13 protein-coding genes are annotated in these 14,217 nt (G+C 62.7%); 10 read left to right on the top strand and 3 right to left on the bottom strand.

Features of this window, described 5'->3' with window-relative positions; genetic code table 11:
• Window positions 1-4 precede the first annotated feature (4 nt).
• From AAGD32_08810 to AAGD32_08800, 3 genes are read left to right on the top strand one after another with little or no spacing between them, the layout of a single operon-like run.
• Window positions 5-928 (top strand): phytanoyl-CoA dioxygenase family protein, encoded by a 924-nt coding sequence (locus AAGD32_08810; GenBank protein MEM8874347.1) that lies wholly within the window; start codon window positions 5-7, stop codon window positions 926-928.
• A gap of 42 nt (window positions 929-970) precedes the next feature.
• On the top strand, window positions 971-2,467 hold the full coding sequence (locus AAGD32_08805) for a YifB family Mg chelatase-like AAA ATPase (protein ID MEM8874346.1): 1,497 nt from the start codon (window positions 971-973) through the stop codon (window positions 2,465-2,467).
• Window positions 2,467-3,198, top strand: a complete 732-nt coding sequence (locus tag AAGD32_08800) for a hypothetical protein (GenBank protein ID MEM8874345.1) — start codon at window positions 2,467-2,469, stop codon at window positions 3,196-3,198. Before AAGD32_08805 ends, AAGD32_08800 begins: the two co-directional genes overlap by 1 nt.
• A gap of 28 nt (window positions 3,199-3,226) precedes the next feature.
• On the opposite strand, the gene AAGD32_08795 is transcribed toward AAGD32_08800, so the two are convergent.
• On the bottom strand, window positions 3,227-4,240 hold the full coding sequence (locus tag AAGD32_08795) for an NAD-dependent epimerase/dehydratase family protein (protein MEM8874344.1): 1,014 nt from the start codon (window positions 4,238-4,240) through the stop codon (window positions 3,227-3,229).
• A gap of 23 nt (window positions 4,241-4,263) precedes the next feature.
• On the opposite strand from AAGD32_08795, the gene AAGD32_08790 reads away from it, so the two are divergent.
• The gene (locus AAGD32_08790) at window positions 4,264-5,211 is read left to right on the top strand and encodes a hypothetical protein (protein ID MEM8874343.1); all 948 of its coding nucleotides are present in this window, start codon (window positions 4,264-4,266) and stop codon (window positions 5,209-5,211) included.
• A 35-nt stretch (window positions 5,212-5,246) separates the two neighbouring features.
• Here the strand turns inward: AAGD32_08790 and AAGD32_08785 are convergent, their stop codons facing one another.
• The gene (locus AAGD32_08785; protein ID MEM8874342.1) at window positions 5,247-6,965 is read right to left on the bottom strand and encodes a DUF2207 domain-containing protein; all 1,719 of its coding nucleotides are present in this window, start codon (window positions 6,963-6,965) and stop codon (window positions 5,247-5,249) included.
• A gap of 41 nt (window positions 6,966-7,006) precedes the next feature.
• Between AAGD32_08785 and AAGD32_08780 the strand changes: the two genes are divergently transcribed.
• From AAGD32_08780 to AAGD32_08760, 5 genes are all read left to right on the top strand, one after another.
• A complete protein-coding gene (locus tag AAGD32_08780) occupies window positions 7,007-7,594 on the top strand; it encodes a LemA family protein (protein ID MEM8874341.1) in 588 nt (195 codons plus the stop codon).
• A 30-nt stretch (window positions 7,595-7,624) separates the two neighbouring features.
• Entirely contained in the window at window positions 7,625-8,005 is a 381-nt protein-coding gene (gene panD / locus AAGD32_08775; GenBank protein MEM8874340.1) for an aspartate 1-decarboxylase, read from the top strand.
• Window positions 8,006-8,073: 68 nt separating this feature from the next.
• A complete protein-coding gene (locus tag AAGD32_08770) occupies window positions 8,074-8,772 on the top strand; it encodes a hypothetical protein (protein MEM8874339.1) in 699 nt (232 codons plus the stop codon).
• Window positions 8,773-8,781: 9 nt separating this feature from the next.
• A complete protein-coding gene (locus AAGD32_08765; protein MEM8874338.1) occupies window positions 8,782-10,635 on the top strand; it encodes a DNA topoisomerase VI subunit B in 1,854 nt (617 codons plus the stop codon).
• Window positions 10,636-10,647: 12 nt separating this feature from the next.
• Window positions 10,648-11,760: a DNA topoisomerase IV subunit A gene (locus tag AAGD32_08760; GenBank protein ID MEM8874337.1), complete on the top strand. Its 1,113-nt coding sequence runs from the start codon at window positions 10,648-10,650 to the stop codon at window positions 11,758-11,760.
• Here AAGD32_08760 and AAGD32_08755 read toward each other — a convergent pair.
• Window positions 11,735-12,952 (bottom strand): glycosyltransferase family 4 protein, encoded by a 1,218-nt coding sequence (locus AAGD32_08755; GenBank protein MEM8874336.1) that lies wholly within the window; start codon window positions 12,950-12,952, stop codon window positions 11,735-11,737. The genes AAGD32_08760 and AAGD32_08755 overlap by 26 nt on opposite strands.
• Window positions 12,953-13,034: 82 nt before the next feature.
• On the opposite strand from AAGD32_08755, the gene AAGD32_08750 reads away from it, so the two are divergent.
• Entirely contained in the window at window positions 13,035-13,709 is a 675-nt protein-coding gene (locus AAGD32_08750) for an NAD-dependent epimerase/dehydratase family protein (GenBank protein ID MEM8874335.1), read from the top strand.
• The last annotated feature ends 508 nt before the right edge of the window (window positions 13,710-14,217 follow it).

Genomic DNA, 14,217 nt, shown 5'->3' with positions numbered 1-14,217 from the left:
TTCGATGACATCAACCACCACGCCAAGAGTTCTCGCCTCTGACATGCCGTTCGTTTCGTCCGACACCATCGCGTACGGATCGACGCAAGAAGAGCGAGACTACCTCTTTGATTTGCAGGGCTTCACCATCGTGAAGAACTGCCTGACTTCGAACCAACTGCAAGAGATCAACGGCTGGGTCGACGAGAACATGCGGGATGACCTGCAACCGGGCGAGTGGATCGGTGACGTTCAGGTACACACCTACGGGTCGAAGGACGGTGTGAACTTCCAGAACATCGTCGAAGCCGGCCCGGTCTTTTGGAATCTTCTCACCAACCCGGCGTACTTCGAGGACGTCAAGCGATACATCTGCAGCGAGATGCATCACATCGCCGTCGACGAGCTGTTTCTGAACGTGCGCCGCACCGGCGGCTTCATTCCGATCCACAGCGGCGGCACCAACACCCGCTTCACGAGCCGCTTCCGAAACCAGGCGGGCCGATGGGCCGTTGGTCAGATCAACGTGCTCATGGCTCTCACCGACATCGGTCACGGTGATGGGCCGACCACGGTCGTCCCATGTAGCCACAAGGCGATGGAGGATCATCCGCAGTTGGCCAACGCGTGGGATAAGGACAACCCCGTGAGTGGTGCCACGGCGCTGGGCATGGTCGAGGTGCATCTCAAAGCCGGCGAGGCGTTGATGTTCACCGACGGCATGTCTCACGGCTCGATGCCGCGCACCAGCGACGGCGAGCGACGCGTGATGATCTACCGTTACAGCCCTCACCTCCTCGCCAAACGGTTCGGCTACCTCCCGAGCAAACGGCTCATGGAAGCGGTCGGCCCCGAGGTCACCAAGATGCTCGTCGGGATCGAGCCGCGCGTCCGCCCGGGCCGGACGATCGAAGCCGGCGAGTTCGACGGGCTCGGGTACCACACCTGATCAAACTTGCACGACTCGTGCGGGAGTCGTTAGGGTCGGCGCATGCCGCTCGCGCAGGTGGATAGTTACGTGCTCACGGGGATCGACGCGCTGCGGTGCGAGGTCGAGGTCGATGTCTCACACCGGGGTAACGAGAAGCAAGTCATCACCGGGTTGCCGCAGGCGGCGGTGCGGGAGTCGATCGAACGCATCCGCCGCGCGATCAACAACAGCGGCCATCCGTTCCACGCCCACCGGCTGCTCATTCACTTGGCACCGGCGAGTGTCAAGAAGGACGGTCCGGCGCTCGACCTGCCCATCGCGGTCGGCTTGCTGAGAACGACCGGAAGCATTCACGGCGACCGACACTGCGACTACCTCATTGCCGGTGAGCTCGCGCTCGACGGTCGGCTGCGTCCGATCCGCGGCGGTCTGGCAATGGCGATGCTCGCGGCCGAACTCGGCAAGGCCGGCGTCATCCTGCCGATCGACAACGTCCGCGAGGCGTCCATCGTCGAAGGCATTGACGTCATCGGCGTCGGACACTTGCAACAGGCGGTCGGCTTTCTCAACGGCCAGGACCTGATCGAGCCGTTCAACGGCGAAGTTGAAGTGGAGGCCAAGCCGAACCGTCACCCGATCGACTTCGCCGACGTGAAGGGTCAGGAGTCGGTCAAGCGGGCGTTGACGATCGCGTGTGCCGGGAGTCACAACGTGCTGCTCATCGGCCCGCCGGGTACGGGCAAGTCGATGCTCTCCAAGCGCATCCCAACGATCCTGCCGCCGCTCACGCGGGCCGAGTCGTTGGAGACGACGCGCATCTACTCGGCAACCGGCCTGCTCGACCACGGCGTCGCGCTGCTCACCGAACGCCCGGTACGTACGCCCCACCATTCCGCCACCGCGCAAGCCCTCGTCGGCGGCGGCTCGATCCCACGACCGGGCGAATGCTCGCTCGCCCACCACGGCGTGCTCTTCCTCGACGAGCTGCCCGAGTTCTCACGCAGCGTGCTCGAGATGCTTCGGCAACCCATGGAGGATGGCGTCGTCACGATCGCCCGTGTCCACGGCAGCCAGCGTTTCCCGGCGGAGTTCATGCTCGTCGCCGCGATGAACCCGAGCCAGGACGGCCACGGTAAGGACGCCAAGTCGGCCGCGAAGTACATGGATCGACTCTCGGGCCCGTTGCTCGACCGCATCGACATCCACGTCGAGGTCCCCGCCGTCCCGCACGAGGAACTCGCCAAACGCAAGCCCGGCACCGACAGCGCGACCATGCGTGAAAACGTCCAACGTGTCCGCGATGTGCAGGCGCAGCGTCAGGGCGACCTGCCCAACGCTCGTCTCACCGGCCGACAGCTCGACGAACTCGCCCCGCTCGACGACACGGCCGCACTGATGCTCAAACAAGCGATGGACGACATGGGCCTCAGCGCCCGCGCCTACGACAAGGTCCGCCGCGTCGCCCGCACCATCGCCGACGTCGACGGCAACCAGGACGTCACCGCCGACCACATCGCCGAAGCCGTTCAGTTTCGGCTCCTGGACAGGAGATTCTAATGCGTGACCGCTTTCCGCCCGGCATTTCCGAGAAGCTCGGCTACTACGTTTACCTGTACATCGACCCACGCGACGGCAGGCCGTTTTACGTCGGGCATGGAAAGGGACATCGAGCTTTCCAGCACCTTGCCGACACATCAGAAACGGAGAAGGTTGCGCGGATCGCGGCCATTCGTAACGAAGGACTCGAGCCGAGGATCGATCTACTCAAATGGGGAATCAATCGTGATCAAGCAAGACTTATCGAGGCCACGACCATCGACGCGATAGGGCTCAGGCAGCTAACAAACCAAGTTAGCGGAAACGCTTCCGATGGTGTTCGCCGCATCGCGGTCGAGGACTTGATTCCCGCCCTCGATGGGAACGAGGCCATATTCGATGAGCCGGCCGTTCTGTTCAAAATTCCACGCGTTTACGACCCGGACATGTCGCCCATCGAATTATACGACGCCACTCGCGCTGCATGGCGGATGAACCCGGATAAGCACGAAATCCGTTACGCGATGGCGGTCTTCGGCAACGTGATCCGCGAGGTGTATCGCGTGGTCGATTGGTTTCCCGCCGGATCGACGATGCAAGAGCTTCGCCGTGATTTCGATACAAGCGACGGGCGTGTCGAGTTCGTTGGACGTCTGGCCGACGAAGACGTGCGACGACGTTTTCGCGGCAAGACAATCCCACAAGAGTACATCGGCGGCCAAAGCCCCTACCGCTACGTCGGCGGTGCTTGATACCTGCGAGTTGACCGGACGGGCTCTGCTACTCGAGCACTTCGGCTCGCAGCCCAATCGACTCGGCGTCGGCGAGGATGGCGTCGATTACTCTGTCCTCGGCGGGCTTGAGTTTGTCGTGCTTGCGCAGGTGGTCAAACGTGCGGCGCATGCCGTCGGCGAGGGTGATGGTCGGGCGGAACTCGGGGACGCCGGCCATTGCCTTGGCACTGCTATACGCCCCGTGAAACGCAGTGATTTCCTTCAGCAGACCGAAACGCTCGGGGCTGTGTTTGAGCACGAGTTGCGTCGGCACATGCACCGCATGCACCGGCTTGCCCAGGACTTCGCCGGCGATGCGGTAATAGTCGTTCCAGGTCAGCATCACATCACGCGTGGCGTTGTAGCACTGGCCGAAGGTTTTCTCATTCCCGACGGCATGGGCGAAAAGTGCACCGACGTCGTCGCGGTGGGTGCTGACCCAGAGGCCCAGCCCGTCGCCGGCGATCGGGACGGGCATGCCCTGTTCGATGCGACGCCAGGTCGGCGGGTCGCCTTCGAACTGATCGATCATGCCGCCGCCCTCGCCGTAGGTGTGGCTCGGCCGGATGACGGTCACCGCGATGTCGCCGGGGTTGTCGAGTAGCGCCCGCTCAGCTGCAAGCTTGTTCTTGCCGTAATCGCTGATCGGTTCCTGCGGGAACGTCTCATCAATCAGCACGCCGGCCGGCACCTTCACGCCGTAGGTGCACACGGTACTGCAAAAGATGAGCTGCGACGCGCCGACGTGTTTCGCCAGATTCAGTCCGCCCTGGGCCTGTTCGACGTTGAACGCGATCATGTCGATCACGGCGTCGAAACGTTGCCCGTCGAACGCCGCGAGCATGCCGGCTTGATTGTTGCGATCACCGTGGACTTGCACAACATCGTCGCCGAGCGGGGTGTCGTCCTTCGCCGAGGACTTGCCGCGGTTGAAGCAGACGATCTCCGCGTCGCGATTGTGGAGGTGCTTGATGATGCCAACCGAGATCAGGCCCGTACCGCCGATGATGAGGACTCGCATGCGACACAGCGTAACGTCCCACGATGCCGAAGCGCGACCCGACGCTCGAACTGCTCAACGGCCTGCGTCATGCGGACGACGCCGTGGTGACGAAAGCGCTCGGGCACAAGGCGAACTTCGTCGTGGCCAAGGCCGCAGGGATTGTGGCCGAGCGGGAGTTGTCGGCGGAGTCGGCGCTGGTCGCCGCGCTGGAGAATTGGCTGGATCGTCCGCCCGGCGAGGACAAGGGCTGCGAGGCCAAACACGCGTTGGTCGAGGCGCTCAACCGTCTCGGCACGACCGCGACCGACGTGCTACACCGCGCGGCCCGATGTGTTCAGCTCGAACCTGTCGGTCTTGTGTTTGACCCATCCATCCCTGACATGGTGACCGAACCGATCGACGCGGCCGCGAATATGCGCGGCGTTGCGGTGCTCGCTTTAGCGGCTGCTGGCGATGCCGACGTGTTGCCACTGATGGTGGACTATCTTTTCGACCGACCGAAGTTTCCGCAGATCGACGTTCCCGGTGTGCGCATCTCTTCGGCACGTGGGCTCGGGCTGACCGGACAAGACTCGGCGGCGTTGGTGCTGCGGGCCAAGCTGAAGGCCGACACCGATGTTGAGGAAGTGATCGCCGAGTCGGCGACGGCATTGTGCATGCTTCGACCACGCTGGCTCGAGACGTTCGTCCGGCCATGGATCGCCGAACAGCCGAGCGAAACGCTGCAACTGACCGGACTCGCGGTCGCGGAGTTGCGACCGCCCAATGCGTTCGAGGTTCTTGGGTGGTTATGGGAGCGGCTCCGTCACGAGCGCGGCGGCGCGGAGCTACTCACGGCCTTCGCGTTGCTCCGCTCCGAGCCCGCGACGGATTTCTTGCTCGGGCTGATCCGAGAAGGTGAGTTTCGAAGCGAGGCCAAGGCCGCGCTAACCCCGTGGATGGAGATTGGCGATCTTCGTGAGCGTGTTCGCGAGGCGGAGCGTGGTTGAGGAGATGGGTTCCGTTGTCCGCCCGTCGACGTTACTCACCAACTCCCACCGCCGCCCCCGCCGAATCCGCCGCCGGAGAAGCCACCGCCGGAACTGAAGCCGCTGGTGCCGCCGCCGGCCCCGCTGCTGGCCGGACGTGCGGTCATGCTCGTTCCCATCTGCGACACGCCACGCCCGAAGTCGCTCAGAAACAAGCCGGGCACGAAACCGTCGCGATGGCCCCGATACCAATCCGGCTCCTGCGTGAGCAACCCCTCGAACTGCTCGGCCCATTGATCCTCAACGCCGAGCACCATCGCGAACGGCAGCAACCGGCCGAAGAGGGTCGGGTCGTCCTTCTGCACATCGGCAAGCCGATCCCGCTCGACATCCACCAGAAACCGCCGGAACCCGCGGCACTCGCGCAACATCTTTGACCCTTCCAACGTTCGCGCGGGCATCGCCTTCGCCAGCATCATGATCGGCAGCGATGCCAGGCCGACACCTATCAGCCATGGAAATGTGGCCCACTGGTTGGCCAGCGACAAGAAACAGAAGACGAGCGCACCGGTGATCATGAGAACACCGATGCCGCGAAAGGAGTTGCGGACCTGATCGGGATTGCCGGTAAAGAAACCGCGCTCGGTCATGCGGACGTAGAGACCGTCGCGAATCCGGCCGAAGTCCTTGTAGAACTTTCCTTTGATTTGCTTGAGTTTGACGGTCTTGCGGTGCTTTTTGAACAGCGCATTGAGCAGGTCTTCTTCGTGCGGCAGAAGCGGCCGGTCCTTGTCGCACTTTTTGCCGAGGCGAACGAACGTCCATGAGCCCTTGTTGAGCCCGACCCAGCCGCTCTCGTTGGTGTCCTGTTCGATGCGGATGTAGCCACGGACGGCGAGGTCGATCACGGTGGCGATGATGTCGTGGGTGTGGCACACCTCGTCGATGAGGATGCCGACTTCGGCCGGCGTCATGTCGGCCGGCGGATCCCACTCGACCGGGACCGCGTCGTTGGCCCCTTCGTCTCGGCCGCGCACCAGCCACAACGCGAGCATTCCGCCCACGCTCAGGATGGGCAGTACGACCGCCGGCCACCAGTCGCTCAGCCACCAACCCAGCGCCGTCACCCAAGTGGCCTGTGCGACCGAGCCCTCGGGCAACTCGGCAAGAATCGTGAGCCCCTCGTTTCCGCGAAGGTTGTCCGCCGTGAAGACCAGCGCGTCGTCGATGACCTCGACCGAACCGCCCCGTGTCTCTCCCAACACTCCGAGAAACGAGTCGGTCTTCACCGAACCCGGGTCAACGCCCTCGGGCATCCGGAGTGTCGCGGTCACCTGCTCGATCGGAAACGGCCACTCATCGCCGGTCGCGTTCCAGTAGACCTCCGGCTTGCCGTCGAAGAAGTTGATCGCCCGGCGGGCCGTGTAGTTGATGACGTAGATGTGCTCGCCCGTGACGAAAACGTCCGGGTCACCGATCCGAATGGACAGAACACCGCTCGAGCGCGTGATCTTCGCCCGGCGAGACTTGCCCTCGGCGTCGGTCACTTCGACGTCGACGAGCTTGACGGTGTGACGCTCGTAGCGGTACGGGATGTTTCGGAAAATGCCGCGTCGCTGGTTGGTGCCGAAGTCCATCGTGATGGTCTCGGAGACTCGGAGCGTCGCGGGATCGATCGGTGTGAGTTCGACGTCAAACTGCCGGATGACCTCGGCGTCGGACTCGCGCGCCGTCTGCGCATGAGCCATGCCAGCCGGGATCAACATCAGAAACATCACGATTCGCACAATCGGTTTCACGATGTCATCATCCGCGCATGCTCGTGCTGGGCAACATCCTGTTGATCGGACTGCCGCTGATTCCGTTCGCGCTGCTGGGCGTGTGGATCGCCTGGACGTACAACGGGCTTGTCCGACGTCGGCAGTTCGTGAAAGAGGCGTGGAGCGCGATCGACACGGAACTGCAACGCCGACACGATTTGGTGCCGAACTTGGTCGAAACGGTCAAAGGACACGCCGCTCACGAGTCCGGCTTGTTCGAGGCCGTCGCGACATTGCGAAACCGAGCCGCCGCCGATCGGGCAGGTTCCGCCGACGCATCGCAACAAGCCGTGGATGAGCAGGAACTGACCGTCGCAGTGGGCAAGCTCATCACGGTCGCCGAGGCGTACCCGGACCTGAAGGCGTCCGACCGCTTTGCCGACCTCCAACGCGAGTTGTCCGAAACGGAGACACGCATCAGCAAGGCACGCCGTTTCTACAACGCGAACGTCGAAAAACTCAACACCGCCGTCGCGTCGGTGCCGACGAACGTCGTCGCTGGCGTGTTCGGATTCAGGAAAGCGGCCTATTTCGAGGCCGAGGATCGCTCGACGCCACATGTGGATTTTGGTGACCGGTCGTAAGGGTCGGGCGCGCTAGGATTCGACGCCGTCATGCTCCTCGAACTCCTCAAAGCCAAGATTCACCGTGCGACCGTCACATTCACCGACGTCGATTACCCCGGCAGCATCACGATCGACCAAAACCTTCTTGACGCGGCCGGGATGTTGGTGAATGAAAAGGTGTTGATCGCGGACTGTGACAACGGCGAGCGGTTCGAGACGTACATCATCCCCGGGCCGCGTGGCGAGGGTACCATCGGGGTGAACGGGGCTGCCGCCCGGCTGAGCGGGATCGGCCACAAGGTCATCATCCTTGCGTTCGTGCAGGTCACGCCCGACGAGGCCCAGACCCACGAGAGCAAGGTTGTGCTAGTGGACGAGAAAAATCAGGCCACAAAGGTGTTGGCTCACGCCAGTTCATCTGCAGGATAAGGGCACGCGCCGTCCGATAGATCGGGAGTATGCAGTTGACACATTCCGCCGCACCCATCATGCGAAACGTGGAGGACAGTTCTGCGGAAGCGCTGAACAATCCCGACCTTCGCGCGCGGAACCAGCAACGCCGCCATGCTCACCATGCCGCGGCGAAACGGCCCGACGACGCAGACCTCAACACGCCGCAATGGCAACGCGAGTCGGCCACCCATGTACCGTTGGCCGCCCGTAAGATGCTCAAGGCCATCCGTGCCTACCAGCACCACGCGAGCCGAAGCGGGCCGATCAACCGTCTCCGCCGGATGTCGGCCAACCTCCGCCATCGCATTTGGTCGCACCTGTGCCGGGCACATGTCCCATTGAACACGAGCGTTGGCGGCGGTTTGCTACTGCTACACCCCGACGGCGTGGTCATCCACCCCGACAGCGTCATCGGCCCCAACTGCACCATTCTCCAACAGGTCACCATCGGCAACGGGGCCGACGGTGAAGGTTGTCCGACGCTTGGCGCGGGCGTTGATGTGGGTGCCGGTGCGAAGGTGCTTGGCAAGATCACCGTTGGTGCGGGCGCAAAGATCGGCGCCAATGCCGTCGTCGTCAAAGATGTCCCCGCCGGCTACACCGCCGTTGGCATCCCGGCTCGAAACCTTCCGCCCAAGCATCTGCGCGACGCCGAAACGAACGAACCTCGGCCGCGTTTGACCTACACCACGTCCCCGGCGGTACCCGCCCCGACCGACCCGGTCACGACAGAGAGCAACTAGCAACCCACCATGGCAACCAAGTCGGCTTCACGGAAGAAGAGTTCCCGCGTCAACGAGACCGCCGAGAGCATGTCCGCGCGGCAGAAGGAAATCGCGGTTAGCGAGTTCTTCGCGAAAAACCGCCACCTGCTCGGCTTCGACAACCCACGCAAGGCGCTGCTCACCACGATCAAGGAGGCGGTCGACAACTCGCTCGACGCCTGCGAGGAAGCGGGCATCCTGCCGACGCTGCACGTGAAGATTCTGGCCGTCGACTCCAACGGCAAGCACGTGCCCACGCCGAACATGACGAACCATGCCCGGTTCATCGTGAGCGTTCGCGACAACGGGCCGGGCATCGTCAAGCACCAGATTCCCAACGTGTTCGGCCGGTTGCTTTACGGCTCGAAGTTTCACCGCCTGCGAATGTCGCGTGGCCAGCAAGGCATTGGCATCTCCGCGGCAGGCATGTATGGCCTGCTCACGACCGGGCAGCCGGTGCAGATCTTCTCCAAGACCAGCCCGCGCGCGAAAGCCCATCGCTTCCTACTCGCGATCGACACGCAGAAGAACCGCCCCGACATCACCGCCGACGAGACGCTCGACGAATGGACCGACGGTGAGGAAACCGTCCGCCAAGGCACGTCCGTCGCGATCACGCTCGAGGGCCGGTTCCAACGCGGCCGGGCGAGTGTCGATGCGTACCTCGAGCAAACCGCCATCGCCAACCCGCACGCCGAGATCATCTGGACCGCGCCCGACGGCGAGGTCCGCCACTTCCGCCGCGAGGTCGAAGAAGTCCCCGACAGCCCCGACGAGATCAAGCCCCACCCCTACGGCGTCGAGCTCGGCGTGCTCATGCGGATGCTCAAGGAGACAGAGCAAAAACACCTCGGCCCGTTCCTGCAAAAAGAGTTCTCACGCGTCTCGCCCAAGGTCGCCAAGGAGATCGTCGACAAGGCCAACAAGCTCACGAAGGCGACCATCTCGTCGCAGTCGTACACAAGCACCTTCGACCACGGCCAGACCGAGGCGGTTCACAAGGCGATACAGGACACCAAGATTCAGAACCCGCCGACCGACTGCCTCGTGCCCATCGGCGACCGGCAAATCCTCAAGGGCCTGCTCAAGGAAACCAAGGCCGAGTTCTATACGGCGTACACCCGCGAGCCGGCCGTCTACCGGGGCAATCCGTTCCAGATCGAGATCGGCATCGCATTCGGCGGCGACCTGCCGCGCGAGGAGCAAGCCCGCGTCTTCCGCTTCGCCAACCGCGTGCCGCTGCTCTACCAACCCTCGGCCTGCTCGATCAGCAAGGCGATCCAGGCGACCAACTGGCGCAACTACGGCCTGACCCAGCCGCGCAGCGGCATGCCCGAGGGGCCGCTGATCGTCTTCGTTCACATGGCGTCGGTGTGGGTGCCGTTCACGAGCGAGTCGAAGGAGGCGATCGCCGACTACGACGAGATCCGCAAGGAGGTCACGCTCGGCCTCAAGGAGTGCGGACGTAAGCTCAATACCTACATCCGCCGCAAGCAACGCATCGCCCGCGAAGGACAACGCCGTGACGTCTTCAAGAAGTACATCGGCGAAGTCGTCAAAGCCTGTGGCACCATGACCAAAGTCGACGAAAAGAAGCTCTACGACCAACTGGCCGCCGTCGCCCGCAGCAAGACCGAGACCGCCGACGTGATCCTCGACGAGGACGGCAAGCGTGTGAAGGTCGACCCGGACAAGCCGGACCCGAACACGCCCGGCCCCAACGGCGCCGGCGGTCGCCTCGCTCGGGACGAAAGCGTCATCGTCGTCGAAGCCAACGCCAAGCAACCCGACGCCGACGACGCCGCGAGCGAAGACCCCGAGCTTTTCGATCAGGCCGCGTAACGGACTCCACGCATGCCCACCAAGACCAAGAAGAACGACACCGCGAAGAAGCTCGAGCAGATGGCCAAGCAGGTCATCTCCCACGCCCGTGCCGGTGAGGACCCGAACTTCGCCATCCCGACGCGTTCGCTGTCCAACGCGAACTACGACCGCAAGAAGCGCATCATCACCATGGGCGACGCGGCCCAGCAGCGCAACTTCTTCGACCTGAGCAAGGCCAAGAAGTTCATGCAGACCATGCTCATCGCCAGCGGGTGCAAGGAGCTTGCCGAGCAGGGCAAGACGACCTCCATCCGTGACATGTACTACCACTGCAAGCACACGATCGAGGGCACCAAGGAGAACACCTTCGACGGTCAGGACGAGTCCGACCCAATCATCGAAGACCTCGAAGTCACGATCGACGCGCTGCGTGAAGAGCTCGGCTTGTACGCGGAAAACAAGGGCTCGATGGTCGGACCGATGACCATCGTCGACGCCGGCGACACGATCGACCTGACCCGCATGGGTAGCGGCGGCTGGGCCGTCCCCTCGATCGTCGAGGCCAACACGATCCAGTTCAAGAAGTGTACCGCCGACTTCATCCTGCTCATCGAAAAAGGCGCGGTCTGGGGTCGGTTCAACCAGGACCGGTTCTGGGAAAAGCACAACTGCATGATCATCCACGGCGGCGGCCAGCCGCCCCGCGGCGTGCGTCGGCTCGTCTACCGCATGCACAACGAGCTCAAGAAGGGTCGCAACAAGCTGCCCGTCTACGTTCTGGCCGACAACGACCCGTGGGGCTACTACATCTACTCCGTCGTCAAGCAGGGCTCGATCAACCTGGCGTTCGAGTCCCAGCGCATGGCGATTCCCGACGCCCGCTTCATCGGCATGAGCGCCTTCGACCGTGAACGCTTCGGCTTCGACAACGTCATCGCGCTCAACGGCAAGGACACGACCCGCCTCAAGGAGATCGCCGCCTACCCCTGGTTCGCCGGCAAAAAGGACTGGCAACGCGAGATCAAAAAGATGATCGACTCCGGCGTCAAGATGGAACTCGAAACCGCCAGCAGCAAAGACTTCAGCTTCATCACCGAGCAGTACCTGCCCGAGAAGCTCAAGAAGAAGCAATGGCTGGATTGATTGGGGCCGGGTATGTCACTTCGACCGGCAACGGGTGACGCTTTTCGAGCACGGCTTCGTAGACCTCCATCAGCCGTGTGTAGCACGCGTCGGCGGTGCCGATCGCCTCGAACTTTCGGCGGGCGGCCTTGCCCATCTCGATCAACTTCGCGCGGTCGCCGAGCACTTCGTCCATGATCCGCGCGAGCGTGTCGACGTCGCCCGGTTCGAAGAGCCGGCCGTTGACGCCGTCGTCGATGACGGTCGGCATCGCGCCGAGGTTCGACGCGATCACCGGCCGGCCGCAAGCAAGCGCTTCGAGGATCGTCATCGGCTGGCCCTCGTACCACGTCGACGTGACGACCGTCGCCGCGGCGTCCTTGAACGCGGGGATTATTTTGTCGTGCTCGAGTCGGCCGAGGTAGTTGATGCGGTCGTTGGTCTTGGCGGCCTGCTCGACGAGTTCCGCACACGGGCCGCTACCGGCGATGGTCAGCCTGCCGCCCATCCTTGCCGCCGCCGCGAGGAGAATGTCGATCCCCTTTTCCTCCGCCAAGCGGCCGATGAAAAACAGCCCTTCGCCGGGCGGGCCCTGATCACCGGGGTCGGTCTTGACGAAGTTGTTTTTCAGCAGCAGGCGCTCCTTCGGAACGCCGCCGCGACTGATGAGGTCGCGAGCACTCTGGGTGTGAACAAGGTAAGCGTCGACGCTTTTGCGCCACGTGCCGATGGTCCGGTGCAAAGCGTTGACCGCCGCCACGGTGGCAGTCGCACCTCGGCTGCCGCGATAGCACTTGTGCTTGAGGCCCGGCAGCGCGAGCCGCTTGCCGACACAATCCTCGCAAACGCCGCCGTCCCGCCAGAGCGTGCCACGCGGACAAACCAGCCGGAAGTTGTGCAGCGACAACACGACGCCCGCGCCGGCATCCTTCGCCGCTCGCAGAGCAGCCGGCGACAGGCGGATGTGCGTGTTGTGGAAGTGGACGATGTCGACCCCGTCGCCGATCGCTGCGCGTAACTGCTTACGACCGTTGTTGCTCCAAAGAGCCATGCCGAGCTTGCTCAGGGCGGTCAGCCCGTCGATGTCGTCGTTGCTGAGCGTGAGTTCGCGGATATCGTGACCGCGTGAGCGCAGCAAGTCGGCTTCGGCGGCGGCGATGACGTCTTCGCCGCCGAACTGTTGATAGCGGGTGTGTGCGACGAGAATCCGCATGGGCCGAAAACATACCCCGCAACCGCCGGGATGTCGCCCTTGTTCCGTTGAACGGCACCGGTCCGAGAGATAGTCTCCGGCCATGAGCAATGTTCTCGTCGCCGGCGGTGCCGGTTATATCGGTTCGCACACCGTCAAGGCCCTGCAGTCCGCCGGCCATAGCCCGGTGATCTACGACAATGCCGGCCGCGGACACAGGACCGTCGCCGACATCCTCGGTTGCCCGGCGGTCTTCGCCGACCTCGACGACACCGATGCACTGACCACCGCGTTGCGGGAACATTCGATCGACACGGTCATGCACTTCGCGGCCTTTGCGTATGTCGGCGAATCGGTGCATGAGCCGCTGATGTACTACCACAACAACGTCGCCACGACCGTCAATGTCCTCGAAGCGATGCGTGAGGTCGGCGTGAATCGGTTCGTGTTTTCCAGCACCTGCGCCGTCTATGGCGATCCCGACGAAGTGCCGATCACCGAGGATGAGAAGAAGGCACCCGTCTCGCCCTACGGCCGCAGCAAGTGGCACGTCGAGGAAATCCTCGCCGACCTGGCCGCGTCCGACGAGAAATTCAAGTACGCCGCCTTGCGCTACTTCAACGCCTCCGGCTGTGACCCCGAAGGCAGACTTGGCGAAGACCACGATCCCGAGACCCACCTGATCCCCGTCGTGCTCCGCGGCGGGTGGCCCATTTTAGGAACCTGGGATAAGGTTAGTTCGTGCGTTTTCGGGTATCCACAAAATACGAGAGGTTAAAAAAGGAGAGAATTTTAGGAACCCTGACACATATCAAAAACCATCTTCCAAACATCAAAATGATCTACATCAAACAACAAGAAGGGCAAACCCAAACCAATCATTTTAAAATGATCGCAAAATGATTTTTAGGCATATCACTTTGCATTTACCATAAACCCTACCCAAAACGCAAAATCAAAATGATCCGCGCATCCACAAACATCCACAAAAATCCACAGCTCGCGCTACAGCCCATTTGACCTCGCGCTCTCGCGCGTTTGTGGATCTATTGGTATTTTGATGGTGCCAATGGAATCTCCCGTGTGACATATTGACCTTCGTTACCGTTACGTTATCGGTGTGCACTCGGCCGTTTTGTGCCGGCGACGGCAAGATCCGCCCGACTGACGGCGACTGTGATTTTGCAGGGATTGCACGCGCGTAGGCCGACGTCTGCTGTTCCTCCTGTCGATGTCGTCGTAGTGTGTGTGCGTGTGTGGGTGTGGTGTGTAAGTTTTTTTTCCTT

It is taken from the genome of Planctomycetota bacterium, assembly GCA_039182125.1.
Lineage (GTDB): Bacteria > Planctomycetota > Phycisphaerae > Tepidisphaerales > Tepidisphaeraceae > JBCDCH01.
This window is presented reverse-complemented; position numbering and strand designations above follow the sequence as displayed.

Excerpts from the sequence above, each read along its gene's own strand:
- AAGD32_08810 (MEM8874347.1), top strand. The coding sequence starts at position 5 with ATGACATCAACCACCACGCCAAGAGTTCTCGCCTCTGACATGCCGTTC.
- AAGD32_08805 (MEM8874346.1), top strand. The coding sequence starts at position 971 with ATGCCGCTCGCGCAGGTGGATAGTTACGTGCTCACGGGGATCGACGCG.
- AAGD32_08800 (MEM8874345.1), top strand. The coding sequence starts at position 2,467 with ATGCGTGACCGCTTTCCGCCCGGCATTTCCGAGAAGCTCGGCTACTAC.
- AAGD32_08795 (MEM8874344.1), bottom strand. The coding sequence starts at position 4,240 with ATGCGAGTCCTCATCATCGGCGGTACGGGCCTGATCTCGGTTGGCATC.
- AAGD32_08790 (MEM8874343.1), top strand. The coding sequence starts at position 4,264 with ATGCCGAAGCGCGACCCGACGCTCGAACTGCTCAACGGCCTGCGTCAT.
- AAGD32_08785 (MEM8874342.1), bottom strand. The coding sequence starts at position 6,965 with ATGTTTCTGATGTTGATCCCGGCTGGCATGGCTCATGCGCAGACGGCG.
- AAGD32_08780 (MEM8874341.1), top strand. The coding sequence starts at position 7,007 with ATGCTCGTGCTGGGCAACATCCTGTTGATCGGACTGCCGCTGATTCCG.
- panD (MEM8874340.1), top strand. The coding sequence starts at position 7,625 with ATGCTCCTCGAACTCCTCAAAGCCAAGATTCACCGTGCGACCGTCACA.
- AAGD32_08765 (MEM8874338.1), top strand. The coding sequence starts at position 8,782 with ATGGCAACCAAGTCGGCTTCACGGAAGAAGAGTTCCCGCGTCAACGAG.
- AAGD32_08760 (MEM8874337.1), top strand. The coding sequence starts at position 10,648 with ATGCCCACCAAGACCAAGAAGAACGACACCGCGAAGAAGCTCGAGCAG.
- AAGD32_08755 (MEM8874336.1), bottom strand. The coding sequence starts at position 12,952 with ATGCGGATTCTCGTCGCACACACCCGCTATCAACAGTTCGGCGGCGAA.
- AAGD32_08750 (MEM8874335.1), top strand. The coding sequence starts at position 13,035 with ATGAGCAATGTTCTCGTCGCCGGCGGTGCCGGTTATATCGGTTCGCAC.